The sequence below is a fragment of the Streptomyces sp. CB02923 genome (assembly GCF_001905005.1).
Taxonomy (GTDB): Bacteria; Actinomycetota; Actinomycetes; order Streptomycetales; family Streptomycetaceae; genus Streptomyces.
The window spans coordinates 208628-224693 of the sequence record NZ_LWKZ01000024.1 but is presented as its reverse complement, the minus strand read 5'-3'; the positions used below and the strand labels follow the sequence as shown (position 1 = coordinate 224693).

The following is a 16066-nucleotide window of genomic DNA, read 5'->3' as shown; positions in this document are numbered from 1 at the left end:
CGATACCCGCCAACCCCGCGCTCGGGCGGGGTGCGTTCGAGGGAGTGAGCCCATGGCCAGGAACCCGGCAATCCGCCTGACGTGTGTGTGCGCGGGCGCGCTGTCCGTGGCCGCGCTGCTGTCGGTGGTGCCCGGCAGCGCGGTCTCCGCAGGCCGCCCAGGAGCCGCCGAGCCCGCCGCTGCGCAGGCGGCCAAGGGCAAACCGCAGCCGGACGCCCGCCACGTCGTCATCGCGGTGCACGGCGGCGCGGGCACTGCTTTGAAGCGCGAGGACACCACCCCCGCGCTGGAGAAGGCGTACCGCGACGGGCTGGCCGAGGCGTTGCGCGCCGGACGGAAGATCCTCGGCAAGGGCGGCAGCAGCGTCGCGGCCGTCGAGGCCGCGGTCCGCAGGCTGGAGGACAACCCCCTGTTCAACGCGGGAAAGGGCGCGGTGTTCAACGAGGACGCGGGCCACGAGCTGGACGCGTCGGTCATGCGGGGCTCCGACCTGGCGGCGGGGGCCGTGGCCGGGGTCCGCAACGTACGCAACCCCGTCTCGGCGGCCCGGCTGGTCATGGAGAAGACCAAGCACGTGCTGCTGGCGGGCGAGGGCGCCGACGACTTCGCGGCCCGCAGCGGCCTGCCGACCGTCACCCAGGACTACTACTGGACCGAGAAGCGCTGGCAGGAACTGCTGAAGGCCAAGGGACGGCTGAAGGGTACGGGCGAGACGCTGACGCAGGGCACGGTGGGCGCGGTCGCCGTGGACGGGGCACGGAACCTGGCGGCGGCGACCTCCACCGGGGGGCTCACCGACAAGATGGCGGGCCGGGTCGGCGACTCGCCCGTCGTCGGCGCGGGCACGTACGCCAAGAACGGCACCGTCGCGGCCAGCGCCACCGGAGCGGGCGAGGTGTTCCTGCGGGGCGCCGCCACCGTCACGATCTCGAACCTGATCGAGTTCGGACGGCGGGACCTGGCCGGCGCCGCGTACGAGGTGCTGGTCGAGCGGCTGCCGGAACTGGGCGGCACGGGCGGCGTGATCGCGCTGAACGCCGAGGGCGTCTTCGACGCCCCGCACAGCAGCGAGGGCATGCTGCACGGCTACCTGACCGAGGACGGGCGCCTCGTCACCAAGGTCTTCGCCGACGAGACCCCCGCGAACCGGTGATCTCCGCCCGGCGGTGGCCGACCGCCTGACGGTGGCTCAATAGGCCCTCTCCCTCCGGAACCGGAGCGGCACTACCGTCCCCCGACGCGGGGGGATCACTCTGGGGAGGGGATCAGTTACATGTTCTATTACTTGTTCAAATCCATCGTCCTGGTGCCGCTGCTGCGGTGCCTGTTCCGCCCCCGCGTCGAAGGGCTGGAGAACCTGCCCGCGTCGGGCGCCGCCATCATCGCCGGCAACCACCTCTCCTTCTGCGACAGCTTCCTGATGCCGGCGACGGTCAAGCGCCGCATCACCTTCCTGTGCAAGCAGGAGTACTTCACCGGCCGGGGGGTCAAAGGGCGGCTGACGGCGGCCTTCTTCCGCGCCTGCGGGCAGATCCCGGTGGACCGCTCCGGGCGGAGCGCGGGCCAGGCCGCCGTGGAGGAAGGCGTCCGGGTGCTGCGCGGCGGTGACCTGCTCGGCATCTACCCCGAGGGCACGCGCTCGCACGACGGCCGGATGTACAAGGGCAAGACCGGCGTGGCGGAGATGGCGCTGCGCACGGGCGCGACGGTGGTCCCCTGCGCGATGATCGGGACGTTCGAGGCCCAGCCGGCCGGCCGCCGGCTGCCGCGCGTCGTCCCGATCACCATCCGCTTCGGGGAGCCGCTGGACTTCTCCCGCTACGCCGGGCTGGCCGACCAGCGCCTGGTCCTGCGGGCCGTCACGGACGAGATCATGTACGCCCTGCTGAAGCTGTCCGAGCAGGAGTACGTCGACACGTACGCGGCGGAGGCCAAGGAGCAGGCGGGAACCGGGCAGCAGCCGGGTGCGGCGCGGCACGCCGTACCGGCCGGCCGCGCCGCCTGACGCCCCGGCCGGGCAGCCGTGCCGCTCACCCGGGGGAAGCGGCACGGCCCGTGCAGCGGGTCAGCGGCCCAGCGCGCAGGTGGCCCGTACGGTCTTGTGCGGATCGCTCTCGGAGCGGGCGCTGAGGACGACCCGGCCGTGCCGGGCGGCATCCGGCTTCGCCGTCACGGCGACCGGAACGCTCACCGTGCCGCCGGACTTCGCGGTGGCGAGCCGGTTCGGCAGCCAGGCGGACCAGCCGCGCCCGGAGGCGGCGGCCGAGAGCCGGTACACGTCGGAGTCCAGGTGCGCGCCCCCGCTCCCGGGCCCGCCGGTGTTGGTCAGCGGGAAGGTGCACACGGCCCGGCCCTTGGCGGGCTTGCCGTACGCCGTGCCGTGCCGCAGCTTCAGGCCGCGGCGCTGCGGGCCCGCGCCGTCCAGGGACCGTACGGCGACGGTGTAGCTCAGCACGCCGGACCGGTTCCGTTCGATGCCGAGGACGTAGAAGTGCAGCCGGTTGGCCCGGTCGACGTACTCGTACTCGCTGCCGGAGTCCGCGCCCGCGTGGAACAGCGCGTCGCTGAGCTGCCGGTAGTCGCCCATGGTGATCATCTGCGGGGTGCCGTCGGGACGCCGGTAGTCCACCATGCCGATGTCCTCCGGGTGGGCGTCGATCACCCACGCGAACGGCGCCTGGTCCTCGTTCTTGGTCTTGGAGAGCAGGACCCCGTTGTCCGGGGTGAAGGAGTCCATGCCCATGCGGTCGACGACCTCGACGGTGTAGTTGTCGTAGCCGCCGCCGTCGCACAGCGGGTCGGACGTGGTGGAGCAGGACGGTTCCAGGTCACGGCCCATCGTGATGTTGACGCCGGACAGGCCCTTGGCGCCGGGCTGCGCGGAGCGCGCGGTGACCTTGGCGACCGCGACGCCGGAGGTCTTCAGGGCGTCCCGGTCCAGGCGCAGGACGTTCTTCTCGTCGACGATGCCCAGCTTGAGCTTGTCGCGCAGGACGTGCTGCGAGCCCATCGAGGCGCCGTTGGCGGCCGGTATCTGCCAGCGGGTGTGCGGGCCGCCGGGCCCGTTGAAGGAGCCGCGCGAGAGCATGCTCCAGATGCCGGTGTAGGCGCGGCGCACCGGTGTGCCGTACGGGTTGTTGTAGTTGTCCGCGATGCCGAGGATGTGGCTGAACTCGTGGGCGTACACGGCCATGCCGGAGCTCTCGGCCTGGGTGGAGGAGCCGGTTTCGGCGTTGGGCCAGATACGGGCGGCGGCCTTCCAGGAGGTCCACGGCACGTAGCGGGTGCGGGCGGCGTTCCCGCCGCCCTGGATGGGGGAGGGCGGGCCCCAGGCGGCCGGGACGTCCGCGGGCGAGGCGAACTTCATCTGCCCGAACTCCTGCCAGGCGGCGGACTCGTCCTGCCCGGCGGTCAGGTAGAAGATGAAGTCGTACTTCTTGGTCTCCGCATCGCCCACGGCGGCGGTCCAGGCGGCCTTGCCGTCGGTGCGGATGTTCTTGCCGCAGCTGTCGCCGACGGGGCAGGCGCCGGGGTTCATACCGGGCTCGATTCCGTACTGGTGCGACTTGAACGGCATCCGGTAGACACCGAACGAGGTCAGTTCCACGCCGAGCCGGCCGCCGGAGTCCTCCATCCAGTACTCGTTGATGGTGTGGCCGCGGTTGAGCTTGCCCGGCTTGTTCAGGAAGTCCCGGTAGAACGCGGGCACCTGTGCGCGGGGGATGTCGTGGGCGCTGGGCTGCGGGTTGCCGAAGACGGACGAGCCGGCGGGCCGGGTGACGCTGAACTCCTCGTCCGGGTAGTCCAGCAGCACGAGTGCGCCCTTGAACATGCGCTTGGTGGGCTTCAGGGCGGGGTCGGCCCAGTTCGTGCCGGGGACCGAGCGGTATTCGGCCCACGTCATGTCGTCGGGATTGCGCCAGTTCTGCGGGTCGACGGGCTGGGCGAGCGGGGGCCGGGCCGAGGGTGTGGCTTCGGGGACGGCCCGTGCGGGTCCGGCGGCGACGGCGGCCAGGACGCCGAGAAGGAGGGCGAGAACACCGAGTCTGCCGGGCCTGCCGCGGTATGGGCGGGCCGGTCTGTGGGGAAGGAACAAGGCGCACCTCTTGTCTGTGATCTCAAGTCCAGGACATGACAAGGTGATCGAACAGAAGTCCTACCCCTGACAAGGTAAGGCGGGGGACGGAGTGGCGCCAGAGTGCCAGAGTGTCGTGAGGAGCTGATGATGCCGCGAACGGTGAGCGACCGGCACGGTCACCCGATGTCCCGGACCGGCACGGAAGCCGTGTCCCACTACGAGAACGCACTGCGCGAACTGCTTCTCTTCCGCAGCGAGGTCGCCGCCGAGTCGCAGGCGGTCCTGGCAGCCGCCCCCAAGTCCGTCATGGGCAACGTCCTCGCGGCCTACCTCGGACTGCTGGGCACGGAGGAGAAGGACGCCACCGCGGCCAAGGCGGCGTTCACCCGCTTCGCGGACTGCATGCGCGCCGAGAAGCCGACGGACCGCGAACGGATGCACCTCGCCGCCGCCACCTCCTGGCTGAACGGTGACATCCACCGCGCAGGACACGTCCTCGGCGAGCTGACCGTCGCCTTCCCGCGCGACGAACTCGCGCTCGCCGTCGGCCACCAGATCGACTTCCTCACCGGCGACGCCCCCCGGCTGCGCGACCGGGTGGGCGGCGCGCTCACCGCCTGGCCCGAGGACGACCCGCACTACGGCCACCTCCTCGGCATGTACGCCTTCGGCCTGGAGGAGTCGGGCCACTACGCCCGCGCGGAGGAAACCGGCCTGGCGGCCGTCCAGCGCAACCCCCGCGACGTGTGGGGCATCCACGCGGTCGTGCACACGTACGAGATGCAGGGGCAGTTCGCGCAGGGCATCCGCTTCCTGGACGCCCGCACGGAGGACTGGGCCTCCGGCAACTACCTGAACGTGCACAACTGGTGGCACTACTGCCTCTACGCCCTCGAATCCGGCGACACCGGCCGGGCGCTGCAGATCTACGACGCCGTGCTGCACCACGAGGAGTCGCAGGGCCTCGCCATGGAGCTCCTGGACGCCTCGGCCCTCCTGTGGCGGCTCCTGCTGGCCGACTGCGACACCGGCACCCGCTGGACCCGGCTCGCCGACGCCTGGGCGGCCCGCCGGGACCCGCCGTACTACGCCTTCAACGACGTGCACGCGGTCATGGCGTACGTCGGCGCCGGCCGCCTCGCCGACGCCGAACGCCTCGTCGCGGAACGGGAGGCATGGCTCGGCCGCGCCCGGCCCGCACTGTCCAACCACGCCATGACCGCCGGGATCGGCCTGCCCGTCTGCCGCGCCCTGACCGCCTTCGGACAGGGCAGGTACGAGCAGGCCGTCGACCTCCTCGCCCCCGTCCGCTACCGCCTGAACACCTTCGGCGGCAGCCACGCCCAGCGGGACGCCGTACAGAAGACGCTGCTGGAGGCCGCGCTGCGCGCCGGGCGCGACGACCTGGCCCGGACGCTGCTCAGCGAGCGCATCAGCCTGCGCCCGGTCTGCCCGTACAACTGGCTGGCCCAGGCACGCCTCGCCGACCGCATCGGCGAGACCGCCAAGGCGGCCATGGCCCGCACGCGCGCCGCCGAACAGGCGCAGCCGGGGGCCGCGGCGCTGGCGCGCTGAGGGACCGGGCGCCCGCACCCGGCGCCGGGCGCCGCCCGGGGCGCGTGCTCTTGATCGAATTCGTGCTGGCCCGACACCCCCGGGACCGGTCATCCTTGACTCGTCGGCGTGCGGCCCGGCCTCGGGCCGGACCGCACGCCGACGAGCAGCCCGACCACCGGCCACCAGCACAGGAGCACGTACACATGACGGGGAAGAACGCCTGGATCCGGGACGTACGCCGGGGCCCGCGGCCCGCCGCCCACCTCATCTTCTTCCCGCACGCCGGGGGGTCCGCCTCGTACTACCGCCCGTTCGCCGCCCATCTCGGCGCACAGCTCGACGTGTCGGCGATCCAGTACCCGGGGCGCCAGGACCGGTGGGGCGAACCCTTCGTCACCTCCGTGGAGGGCCTCGCCGATGAGGTGGTGCGCTGCCTGAGCCCGGACGACACCACTCCGCTGGTGCTGTTCGGGCACAGCATGGGCGCGTCCGTCGCCTTCGAGACCGCCCGGCGGCTCGCGGACCTCGGACGGCCGGCACCCCGCCGGCTCGTCGTCTCCGGCCGTCGCGCGCCCTCGACGTTCCGGGCGGAGACCTACCTCCACCAGGCCGACGACAAAGAACTCCTCGCCGAGGTCGGCCGCCTGGACGGCACCCACAGCGAACTCCTCGACGACCCGGACATCGTAGGGATGATCCTCCCGGCGATCCGCAACGACTACCGCGCGATCGAGCTGTACCGGCCCGCCGCCGACGCCGTCCTCGACATCCCGCTCCTGTGCCTCACCGGCGACGCGGACCCGCGCGTGACGCGCGAGGAAGCGGCTGCCTGGAAGGCCCACACCATCGCCGAGTACCGCGAGGAGACCTTCTCCGGCGGCCACTTCTACCTCGGCGACCACGCGGCCGCGGTGTGCCGCGCGGTGGAGCGGTTCGCGTCGGGGGAGTGAGGGCTCCGCGCTCCCGGGCCGCTCACTCCTCCGTGCCCGCGGGGCGGCCCGGGGAGCGCGTGTCCTCGTCGGCTATCCGTTGCCAGGTGTAGCTGTCCAGGGAATCCAGGGGTGCCAGCTCGGAGAGGAGCGAGCCGTCGGCGGCCAGGCACCGGATCGGAGGCCAGGTGGCACTGCCGGAGAGGGCACCGGCGGGCGGAGCCGGACCGGCCGGAGGCGGGAACCTCCAGACCACGACGAGGAAGCCGGGCGAGGGGACACCGACGCGCCGGTCGCCGAACAGGAGATGGTCCACCTCGGCGGCCACCTGGAGCTCCAGCGCGCCGATCATCGGGGCCGGGCAGGGCGGGACCGGGACGTCGAGGGCCGCGCGGCCGGCACGGCTCAGCGTGGTGGTGCTGCCGAGGATCTCCACCATGCCGGTCTGGCCCGGCTCGCCCGCCCTCAGGCGCCGTCCGGGCAGCGGGTCGGCGGGCCTCGTGCCACCGCCACCCGTCCACCGCCACCTGTCGCCGCAGCGTTCGAACAACGACGTGCAGGACACCGAGCGGGCGGAGCGGTGACGCCAGACGTGCTGGAGCGCCGCGACGCCCGCGGCGGGGTCCAGGTCGCCGGAGAGGACGGTCAGCTGAGGGCGGGGGAGCCAACGGGGTTGCAGCGGACGGCCGTCGAGCAGGCGCCGCAGCAGGACCGGCGCGAGGAGGTCCGTGGCGCGCTCCGACGGCGGCTGCCACAAGGCCCGGTGCTTCCAGCGGGGCATGGCCGCACCGTAGCCGCGGACGGGCGGGCCCGGCGGATGCCGGGCCCGGTTCAGGCCACCTCGGTGGAGGGGACGGCCCCGCAGGTGACCGGGAGGTGGGCCAGGCCGTGCATCAGGCGGGTGTGGCGCCACTGGAGTTCGGCGGGGGGAACGGCGAGGCGCAGGTCCGGGAACCGGGTGAGGAGGGCCTGGAAGGCGATACGGCCTTCCAGGCGGGCCAGCGGAGCGCCGAGGCAGTGGTGGGGGCCGTGGCCGAAGGAGAGGTGGCCGGTGGAACGGCCGGTGTCGAGGGTGTCGGGGTCGGTGAAGCGGGCGGGGTCGCGGTTGGCGGCGCCCGGCGAGACCAGGACCACGTCGCCCGCCGCGATCCCGGCGCCGCCGAGGGTGAGCGGTTCGGCCGCGTAGCGGAAGGTGGCCGTGGCGATCGGGGAGTCGTACCGCAGCAGCTCCTCCACGGCGTCCGGGATCAGGGACGGGTCCTGCCGCAGCCGGGTGCGGAGCGCGTCGTCCTGGAGGAGGGCGAGCGTGCCGTTGCCGATCAGGTTGGTGGTGGTCTCGTGACCGGCGACGACCAGGAGGACGGCCAGCGAGACCAGTTCGGCTTCACTGAGCCGGTCACCCTCGTCGCGCGCGGCGATCAGGTCGGTCAGCAGGTCGCGGCCGGGGGCCCCGGCGCCGCCCGCGGAGCTCCCGCCCGCGGCGCGCTTCGCCGCGATGAGGTCCGTCATGTAGTCGCTGATCGCGTGCGAGGCGGCGTCGATGGTGTCCGGGGCGCCGGCCGCGAAGAGGTCGTTGGACCAGCGGCGCAGCGCGGTGCGGTCCTCGCGGGGCACGCCGAGCAGGTCGCCGATGACCTCGATGGGCAGCGGTACGGCGAAGTCCTCGACGAGGTCGGCCGTGCCGCCGCGCGCGGCCATCCGCTCCAGCAGGCCGTCCGCGATCTCGGCCACGCGCGGCTCCAGGCGGGCCACCGCGGCCGGCGTGAACGCCTTGACGGCCAGTCTGCGCAGCCGGGTGTGGTCCGGCGGGTCGGTGGCCAGCATGGTGGCGCTGACGGCGGGGGCGAGGTTGCGCTTGGACGGCTTGTCCGCGAAGTAGCGGGTGGTGTCCTTCGAGAGCCGGGCGTCCGCCAGCGCGGTACGGGCCTCGGCCCAGCCGGTGACCAGCCAGGTCGCGCCGTGCGGCCCGGACCGTACCTGCTGGACGGCGCCGCGCTCGCGCAGCGCGGCGAGCAGCGGGTACGGGTCGCGGAAGAACTCCGGTGACTCCATGGGGTGACTCACGTGTGACCTCAGATTCCTGCGGCGGGCCGGGACGGTTCGGCCGGCGCGGGGCCGGCACCGGACGAGACGAAGGCGTGCGAGACCCGGCGCAGCCAGCGGGCCTCGTCGATCAGGTTCGTCAGTTCGGGGCGGGTCAGCGTCGCGTCCTCGGCGCTGACCGGGTGTGCGGGAGTGCGTCCGCGGTGCCGGGACTCCAGCGCCGCGGCCAGTACGGCCGCCTCGACCCCGGCGTCGACCTCCCGCGCGTCGGCCCCGTCGGCCCGCAGCCGCTCCTCGGCGGTGCGGCGCACCTCGTCGCTGCGGTGCGGGCGCAGCGCCAGCATGCCGTCGCGTATCTCGATGACCCGGCGGTAGAGCCGGAACTCGGGGTCGGGCGCCGCGTACCGGTTCTCGGTGGCGGTGAGCTGGATCTCCGGCACCGCCGCGGACAGCGCGGCCCACAGCGGGTGCAGTCCGCGGTGCAGGTGCCACAGGCGGATGCGCCGCCAGGGCCAGGTCAGGGCCGGTCCGAGGGCGGGCAGCAGGACGCCGACGACGAGCAGCAGGCTGCAGATCGCGGGCAGGCCGACGCTGAACGTGCAGGTCGCGGGCGTCACCAGCGAAGTGCACAGCTGCTCGGGCGGCAGCCACCCGGCGTCGGTCCACAGCCCGACCACATGGACGATCTTGTAGCCGATGTAGACCATGCCGAGCGCGCAGCCGGCGGCGATGATGCGCAGCCCGTAGCGCAGGCTGGTGCGCGGCGCGTGCCGGGAGTAGCGCAGCGCCTGGCGCAGCAGGTCGACGATGGCCACGCCGAGGTGCACGGTGAACACCAGGACGTAGAGGTTCAGCAGCGGTTCGGTGCGCGGCAGCTCGCCGAAGGTGGGGGCGCCGGGGGAGTCGTCCGTGGGCGACGAGAAGAAGAGGACGGCCATCGCGACCAGGACGACACCCAGCGAGACGAGCCGGTGGCGGGCCTTGCGGTCCGCGTCCGGCGGCTCCTCGTTGAAGCGCAGCAGCAGGATCGAGATGCAGGTGGCGGCGGCCAGCGTGCTGCAGTTGCCCAGCAGCCGGCCCAGCTTGGGCGTGACGACGCTGAGCGCGTCGCCGACGGCCGGTGTCAGGAACACCAGCGAGGCGCCCAGCCCGGTCAGGAAGCCGCACAGGGCGCCCAGGCCCCGCGGCCGCGGCCGGCGCAGCAGCGGCCGCGCCTTGTACGCGGCGGCCAGCAGCAGGACGGCGGCTATGGAGAGGAAGAGAACGTTGACCATTCGGGGTTCTACCGTCGCTTCGGAGAGCCGAAGACGTCGTCCATGCGGCTGAGGACCTCGGCCTGCTGGGACGTCGCCGTGCGGCGGGCGGGGGTGCGGTCGGCGCGCCGCAGGATCAGCGAGGCGAGCATTTCGGCCTCCTGCTCGTCCTGGTCGCTGTAGTGGCTGCGCCCCAGGACGGATTCGACCGAGCCGGGGTCGAGGTCGGGCACGAGGGCGTGTGCGACCTCTCCGGAGAGCAGGTTGGAGTGGCCGCTGAGCATGTGGCCGACCTCGTGCAGCACGATGTGGTCGCGGTGCAGTGCGGTGGTGGCCGCGTCGTAGAAGACGTAGTCGGCCCGTTTCGTGGCGATCCACAGGCCGCACGGCCCGGCGGGCGGGGTGACCTGCGGCTCCAGGTGGATCGGGCGGCCGCGCTGTTCGGCGAGCCGGTCCAGGAAGGCACCCAGCTCGAAGGGGCGCGGGATGTGCAGCCCGCGCAGCCGGTCCGAACAGTCGGCGAGCACACGGTCCGGTCGCCGTGTGAACTTCATGGCGTGCTCTCCTTCGGCCTCGGCCATGAAAGGTACACGTGCCATTCTCATGCAGCGCCGGATGGCCCCTCCCGGGCGGGGTCGTGTGCGGGCCCGCGGGCTGCCGCGGCCCCGGCCGCCCGGTCACCCGGCCCGGAAAGGGGCGGGGGAGTGTCCGGGGACGGCGCGGGGCGTAAGTCGGTCAGGGACATGATTCAGCGAGCGGTACGCCAGGTTTCTCCGGAATTTCCCATCGGGTTGGCCGTCGTGTTGCCCGCCGAGCTGCCCACGTCCGGCAGCCCTTCCAGTTTGCGCACCCGGTCGATCATCTCCAGTACGGCCGTACGGGACTCGGCGGACATGTCCATGAAGCGCGCGGCCATCGCGATGACCCCCGCGTCCTGCATCGCCTCCAGCAGCTCGGGGGGCTGGTCGGCCCGGTCGGCCGAGGTGCCGCCGGAGCCCGCGTCCTGCTGGTCGTGGAAGTGCGCGGCGGGTACGCCGAAGTATTCCGCGAGGGCTTCGATGTGGCGCTTGGTCGGGTTGTCCCGTTTGCCCTTGCGGAGCTGCCAGATGTAGTTGCCGGAGATCACCTGCTCGCCGGCCCTGATGTTTATCTCGGTGGCGACGTCGTTCGCGGACAGCGATTTGCCCCGCTCGCGACTTCGTTCCTGGAACAGCCGGTCCAGCTTTTCGGCCAGGCTGACCGGCCCGCGGTCCTCGTCCCCCATCGCGCCGCGCTCCCTTCAAGGCCAAACGTGAGACTTCCACTGTAGTGGTCCGGCTGCCGGGGTGAACGGGCGCTCCCGCCCGTATGGGCTGGCACGTGTCGCCCGGACCCTCTATTCTTCACACCTGAGTCAAAGACTCTGGTGTGACGCGGGGCGGACAGTTCGGACCGGCACGGGGGTGTGGTCCGAACACGTCCGCAACCGCAGGTGGGGCTCGCCCCGCCTACGGGAGAGCCCCACCTCACGCTCGCACACTCAGGCGCCGACGCGCCCGGACGCTGCTGCCGGCGCCGCGGTCACTTCACCGCGCTGCGCTGCTGCCACTGGTCCCAGCTCTCCTGCCAGACCTCCAGACCGTTGCCCACATCGGTCTTCTTCGTGCTGGAGGTGTTCTTCACCTCGACCGTGGAGCCGATCGGGAGGAAGTCGTACGCCCGCTTGGCGTCCGAGGTGGACATACCGAAGCAGCCGTGGCTGTTGTTGACCACGCCGAGCGACTTGTTCCAGGGCGCGGAGTGCAGGAAGGTGCCCGACGCCGTGAGGTGCGTCACCCACTTCGAGTCCAGCATCCACTCGTTGCCGTGGCCGATCGTCGAGGAGTCCATCGTCTCGGACGCGTTCTTGCTGCGTACGGTGTGCACGCCGCCGCGCGTCGGGTCCTGCGGCGAGCCCGCGGAACCGGTGATCGTGCCGACGCTCTTGCCGTTCTCGTACAGGGTCATGCTGTGCGACGGGACGTCGATGACGGCCTTGTGGTCCGGGCCGACGGTGAACCCGAAGTCGTAGTCGCGCGCGAACCAGCCGCCGCTCTTGCCGGAGTCGATCCCGCCCAGGCCGCCCTTGACGGACACCTTGGTGCCGGCCGGCCAGTAGGTCTTGGGCCGCCAGTCGATCCGGTCCTTGCCCGACCAGTCCTTGACCCAGCCCCAGGCGCCCTCCACCTGCGGCTGCGTGGTGACCTTGAGGGCCTTCTGGATCTCGGCGCGCTGGTCCTTGGCGACCGGGTGGTCGAAGAGGATCGATATCGGCATGCCGGTGCCGACGGTCTGCCCGTTGGACGGGGTGTTGGTGAGCTTGTTGACCTTGCCGGCCTGCTCGGTGGTGAAGGACGAGTCCGCGGCCGACTCCTTGCCGTCGCCCGACTTGGTCTTCGTGTGGACGGTGTACGTGGTCCCCGGCTTGACCTTGCTGTCGGACAGCCACGACGAGCCGTCGCCGGACAGCTTGCCGCCGACCTTGCCGCCCTTGTCGTCCTTGGCCTCGACGGACGTCAGGCTGCCGCCGTCGACCTTCACGGATATCGGGGACCCCAGCTTGGCGGACTTGCTGCCCGCCGCCGGGGTCACGGTCACCTTCGACGCCGGCTTGTCCGACGCCTGCGAGCCGCCGTCCGCTCCGCACGCGGTCATCAGCGCGGCTCCCAGCAGGGCGGCTGTCAGCTGGACTGTGCGACGGGCTGATCTGACGTGCACGAGAGGTTCCCTCCAAAGCAACACAACTGGCTGTGGCGGGGACCGCCCGGCCTCCCCCTGCGCGGTCCTTCGGGACCGCCGGGCCGGTTGTCGGTGACCGCCGTACATGCAGACGGGCAGCACTGCATGATCGGTTGCCTGGAGAAACGGATATGTGTGTCACAGATCGGTACAGGTGTGCGCCGGGCAGGCGGAAGATGACATTCCGCTTTCTGTGGCGGAACGCGTCAGGGGCGCACCGCCGGGCCGTCGGCCTCGTGCGGTGCGCCCCTGCCCGGTACCCGGGCCGCCGTCAGGAGGCGGGGGGAGCGGCGGATCCCGCCGGGTCCTCGGGCTCCTCCTCCGGGGTCTCGGCGGCGTGTCCGGCCAGCACGCAGGTGCGCTTGCGCTGCACGAACCAGTAGTACGTGAAGCCGCCGACGGCGACGATGCCGACGAACAGGAACGCGCCGAAGCGCAGATACCAGTGCTGGGGGCCGGTCGCGTTGTAGACCTCGGGGCGCGGCCAGGCGAGGTTGACGGCCATCGCGGTGCCCCACAGCACGGCGAGGACGTTGACCGGAAGGCCGAACTTCCCCAGCGAGAACTTGCCCTCGGCCGGTTCCCACTGACCGCGCAGCCGCCGGACCAGCATCGGCACGGTGACCATCAGGTACGCCACGTAGATCATGATGATCGCGATGCTGGTGATCACCGAGAAGATCTGCGGCTGATTGACATTGATCAGCAGGATGCAGACCGCGATGCACCCGATGATCACCGCGGGCGCCACCGGCGTCTGGAAGCGCGGGCTGACCCGGGCGAGCAGCGAGGCGGCCGGCAGGTTGGTGTCCCGGGCCATGGCGAACGCCAGCCGGATGCCGGCGGTGTGCACGGCCAGCGCGCACACCGTGATCGCGATGACCACGCACCACAGCATGATCTGGCCCATGGTCGGACCGAGCGTACTGAGCACGACGTACTGGAGCCCGTCCACGGACAGCTCCTCGGCGTGCAGGTCCGGCGTGGCCAGCAGCGCGAACAGCAGGATCAGCCCGCCGATGAGGAACGAGGCGAACAGCGCCCGCAGGATCGCGCGCGGCGCGTTGCGGCCGGGGTCCTTGGACTCCTCGCCGAGCGACGACGCCGTGTCGAAGCCGTACATGACATAGGCGGAGGCGAGCGAGGCGGTGAGGAACGCGCCGAGGTAGCCCAGCGACTGCCCCTCGGCCAGCTGGTAGGTCTCGGTCACCGCGCTCGGCGGGCGGGTGATGTGCGCGGCCAGCAGCACGATCAGCACCAGTGCGGCGATCAGCTCGATGGCCACCCCGGCGGAGTTGATCTGCGCCATCAGCTTGACGCCGAACGCGTTGATGAGCGTCGTGAAGATGACGAGTGCGGCGCCGAGGAGCACGGCGTTGGCGGCGTGGTCGGTCTGCCCGGAGCCGTCGCCGACGAACTGGAAGAACGAGGAGATCTGCGGCAGCGTGACCTGGTAGGCGAGCGCCACGGCGGCCAGCGACACCATGGTCGCGGTCATCATCATCCAGCCGCCGAGCCAGCCCACGTGCGGGCCGCCCAGCTGCTTGGACCAGTTGTAGACCGAACCGGCCACCGGGTAGCGGGCGGCCAGCTCGCAGAAGCACAGGGCCACCATCAGCTGGCCGCAGAAGACCATCGGCCAGGACCACCAGTAGGCGGGTCCGCCGTGATTCACGCCGAAATAGAAGAGCTGGAAGGTGCCGGTGAGGATCGAGATGTAGCTGATGCCGGCCGCGAAGGTGTGGAAGTTTCCGAGGGTGCGTTTGAGTTCGGGCTTGTAGCCGAGTTCCGCGAGGGACTCGTCGTCGCTGGAGGTGTCGGCCGCGTCGTCCGCGTCGTCCGCGTCGTCCGGCGCGGTGCCGTTCCCGTCCGCCTTCCCGCCGTTCGTCTTCCCGCCGTCCGGCGCCTCCGCCGCCGGCCCGCCGCTCACTCGAACCACCGCTGCGGCCGGGCCGCGGTGTTGCGCCAGATGTGCTTGGCCTCCTGGTACTCCCCGAGCCCGGCCGGGCCCAGCTCCCGCCCGACGCCGGACTGCTTCATGCCGCCCCATTCGGCCTGCGGGACGTACGGGTGGAAGTCGTTGATCCACACGGTTCCGGAGCGCAGCCGGGAGGCCACCCGGTGCGCGCGTTCCCCGCTCCCGGTCCACACGCCCGCGGCCAGCCCGTAGACGGTGTCGTTGGCCAGCGCCACGGCCTCGTCCTCGGTACGGAACCGCTCCACGGTCAGCACCGGCCCGAACGATTCGTCGCGGACCACGGACATGCCGGGGGAGCACTCGTCCAGCACGGTCGGCAGGTAGTAGAAGCCGTCCCGCAGGGCCGCGTCGTCGGGGCGCGCGCCGCCGCAGCGCAGCACCGCGCCCTCGGCCAGGCCCGCCGCCACGTACGTCTCCACCTTGTCGCGGTGCTGCGCGGAGATCAGCGGCCCGCTGCGGGCGTCCTCGTCGAACGGCCCGCCCAGCCGGATCGCCCGCGCCCGGCGCACCACCTCGTCCACGAAGTCGTCGTGCAGCCCGTCCTCGACGAGCAGCCGTGTGCCGGCCGAGCAGACCTGCCCGGAGTGCAGGAACACCGCCATCAGCGCGTAGTCGACGGCGGTGTCGAAGTCGGTGTCGGCGAAGACGAGGTTGGGGTTCTTGCCGCCCAGCTCCAGCGCGATCTTCTTCACGGTGGGCGCGGCGGCGGCCATGATGCCCCGCCCGGTGACCAGCCCGCCGGTGAAGGACACCAGGTCCACCCGCTCGTCGGTGGTCAGCGGCGCGCCGACGGCGGCACCGGCGCCCAGCACCAGGTTGGCGACTCCGTCCGGCAGCCCGGCCTCGGTCAGCGTCCGCATCAGCAGGATCGCGGTGTGCGGGGTCAGTTCGCTGGGCTTGAGGACGAAGGTGTCGCCCGCGCCGACGGCCGGGGCCACCTTCCAGGCCGTCTGGAGCAGCGGGTAGTTCCACGGCGTGATCAGGGAACAGACGCCGACCGGCTCGTACACCACCCGGCTGTCGACCTCCGGCTGCCCGGTGTCCACCACCCGCCCGTCGTTGCCGGACGCGACCAGACTCCCGAAGTAACGGAAGCAGTTGGCGATGTCGTCCATGTCGTACTGGCTCTCCACGAACCGCTTCCCGGTGTCCAGGGACTCGGCTCGCGCGTACGTGTCCTTGTCGCGCTCCAGCAGACCGGCGACGCGCAGCAGCAGCGCCCCGCGCTCCGCGGCCGGGGTGCGCGGCCACGGCCCGTCGTCGAACGCCGCGCGGGCCGCGGCGACGGCGGCGGCCGCGTCCGCGGCACCCGCCTCGTCGACGGTGGCGACCAGCGTGCCGTCCGCCGGACAGCGGATCTCGCGCGCCTCCCCGTCGGCCGCGGCGGTCCACTGACCCCCGATGAACAGCTCCGGCATGGGTGAGCCTCCGTGCCTGTGCTCGCGGACGGGCGGCCCGGCCGGACAGCCCG

General features: G+C 72.1%; 13 protein-coding genes. 4 read left to right on the top strand and 9 right to left on the bottom strand.

The window, feature by feature from the left end; genetic code table 11:
• Nucleotides 1–52 precede the first annotated feature (52 nt).
• Both A6A06_RS24430 and A6A06_RS24425 read left to right on the top strand, forming a co-directional pair.
• The gene (locus A6A06_RS24430) at nucleotides 53–1153 is read left to right on the top strand and encodes an isoaspartyl peptidase/L-asparaginase family protein (RefSeq protein ID WP_073763492.1); all 1101 of its coding nucleotides are present in this window, start codon (nucleotides 53–55) and stop codon (nucleotides 1151–1153) included.
• 120 nt (nucleotides 1154–1273) lie between these two features.
• A complete protein-coding gene (locus tag A6A06_RS24425; RefSeq protein ID WP_073763491.1) occupies nucleotides 1274–2005 on the top strand; it encodes a lysophospholipid acyltransferase family protein in 732 nt (243 codons plus the stop codon).
• A 60-nt stretch (nucleotides 2006–2065) separates the two neighbouring features.
• On the opposite strand, the gene A6A06_RS24420 is transcribed toward A6A06_RS24425, so the two are convergent.
• The gene (locus tag A6A06_RS24420) at nucleotides 2066–4096 is read right to left on the bottom strand and encodes a M6 family metalloprotease domain-containing protein (RefSeq protein ID WP_073763490.1); all 2031 of its coding nucleotides are present in this window, start codon (nucleotides 4094–4096) and stop codon (nucleotides 2066–2068) included.
• 129 nt (nucleotides 4097–4225) lie between these two features.
• On the opposite strand from A6A06_RS24420, the gene A6A06_RS24415 reads away from it, so the two are divergent.
• Both A6A06_RS24415 and A6A06_RS24410 read left to right on the top strand, forming a co-directional pair.
• Nucleotides 4226–5653 (top strand): tetratricopeptide repeat protein, encoded by a 1428-nt coding sequence (locus A6A06_RS24415; RefSeq protein WP_073763489.1) that lies wholly within the window; start codon nucleotides 4226–4228, stop codon nucleotides 5651–5653.
• A 185-nt stretch (nucleotides 5654–5838) separates the two neighbouring features.
• The gene (locus A6A06_RS24410) at nucleotides 5839–6585 is read left to right on the top strand and encodes a thioesterase II family protein (protein WP_073763488.1); all 747 of its coding nucleotides are present in this window, start codon (nucleotides 5839–5841) and stop codon (nucleotides 6583–6585) included.
• Between the two features lie 22 nt (nucleotides 6586–6607).
• On the opposite strand, the gene A6A06_RS24405 is transcribed toward A6A06_RS24410, so the two are convergent.
• The 8 genes from A6A06_RS24405 to A6A06_RS24370 all read right to left on the bottom strand — a co-directional run bounded on the left by A6A06_RS24405 (nucleotide 6608) and on the right by A6A06_RS24370 (nucleotide 16013).
• Nucleotides 6608–7345, bottom strand: a complete 738-nt coding sequence (locus tag A6A06_RS24405) for a hypothetical protein (protein ID WP_073763487.1) — start codon at nucleotides 7343–7345, stop codon at nucleotides 6608–6610.
• A 50-nt stretch (nucleotides 7346–7395) separates the two neighbouring features.
• Nucleotides 7396–8628 (bottom strand): cytochrome P450 family protein, encoded by a 1233-nt coding sequence (locus A6A06_RS24400; protein ID WP_073763486.1) that lies wholly within the window; start codon nucleotides 8626–8628, stop codon nucleotides 7396–7398.
• A gap of 8 nt (nucleotides 8629–8636) precedes the next feature.
• Nucleotides 8637–9881 (bottom strand): MAB_1171c family putative transporter, encoded by a 1245-nt coding sequence (locus tag A6A06_RS24395; protein WP_073763485.1) that lies wholly within the window; start codon nucleotides 9879–9881, stop codon nucleotides 8637–8639.
• 8 nt (nucleotides 9882–9889) lie between these two features.
• Nucleotides 9890–10414: a hypothetical protein gene (locus A6A06_RS24390; RefSeq protein ID WP_079194298.1), complete on the bottom strand. Its 525-nt coding sequence runs from the start codon at nucleotides 10412–10414 to the stop codon at nucleotides 9890–9892.
• A gap of 194 nt (nucleotides 10415–10608) precedes the next feature.
• Nucleotides 10609–11124, bottom strand: coding sequence for a helix-turn-helix domain-containing protein (locus tag A6A06_RS24385; protein ID WP_073763484.1), 516 nt, complete (start codon nucleotides 11122–11124; stop codon nucleotides 10609–10611).
• Nucleotides 11125–11420: 296 nt separating this feature from the next.
• A complete protein-coding gene (locus tag A6A06_RS24380; RefSeq protein ID WP_073763483.1) occupies nucleotides 11421–12596 on the bottom strand; it encodes a L,D-transpeptidase family protein in 1176 nt (391 codons plus the stop codon).
• 292 nt (nucleotides 12597–12888) lie between these two features.
• Nucleotides 12889–14547, bottom strand: coding sequence for an APC family permease (locus tag A6A06_RS24375; protein ID WP_073763482.1), 1659 nt, complete (start codon nucleotides 14545–14547; stop codon nucleotides 12889–12891).
• Nucleotides 14544–16013 (bottom strand): aldehyde dehydrogenase family protein, encoded by a 1470-nt coding sequence (locus A6A06_RS24370; protein ID WP_073763481.1) that lies wholly within the window; start codon nucleotides 16011–16013, stop codon nucleotides 14544–14546. Before A6A06_RS24370 ends, A6A06_RS24375 begins: the two co-directional genes overlap by 4 nt.
• Nucleotides 16014–16066: the final 53 nt, after the last annotated feature.

Excerpts from the sequence above, each read along its gene's own strand:
- A6A06_RS24430 (WP_073763492.1), top strand. The coding sequence starts at position 53 with ATGGCCAGGAACCCGGCAATCCGCCTGACGTGTGTGTGCGCGGGCGCG.
- A6A06_RS24370 (WP_073763481.1), bottom strand. The coding sequence starts at position 16,013 with ATGCCGGAGCTGTTCATCGGGGGTCAGTGGACCGCCGCGGCCGACGGG.
- A6A06_RS24425 (WP_073763491.1), top strand. The coding sequence starts at position 1,274 with ATGTTCTATTACTTGTTCAAATCCATCGTCCTGGTGCCGCTGCTGCGG.
- A6A06_RS24410 (WP_073763488.1), top strand. The coding sequence starts at position 5,839 with ATGACGGGGAAGAACGCCTGGATCCGGGACGTACGCCGGGGCCCGCGG.
- A6A06_RS24395 (WP_073763485.1), bottom strand. The coding sequence starts at position 9,881 with ATGGTCAACGTTCTCTTCCTCTCCATAGCCGCCGTCCTGCTGCTGGCC.
- A6A06_RS24385 (WP_073763484.1), bottom strand. The coding sequence starts at position 11,124 with ATGGGGGACGAGGACCGCGGGCCGGTCAGCCTGGCCGAAAAGCTGGAC.
- A6A06_RS24390 (WP_079194298.1), bottom strand. The coding sequence starts at position 10,414 with ATGAAGTTCACACGGCGACCGGACCGTGTGCTCGCCGACTGTTCGGAC.
- A6A06_RS24405 (WP_073763487.1), bottom strand. The coding sequence starts at position 7,345 with ATGCCCCGCTGGAAGCACCGGGCCTTGTGGCAGCCGCCGTCGGAGCGC.
- A6A06_RS24415 (WP_073763489.1), top strand. The coding sequence starts at position 4,226 with ATGCCGCGAACGGTGAGCGACCGGCACGGTCACCCGATGTCCCGGACC.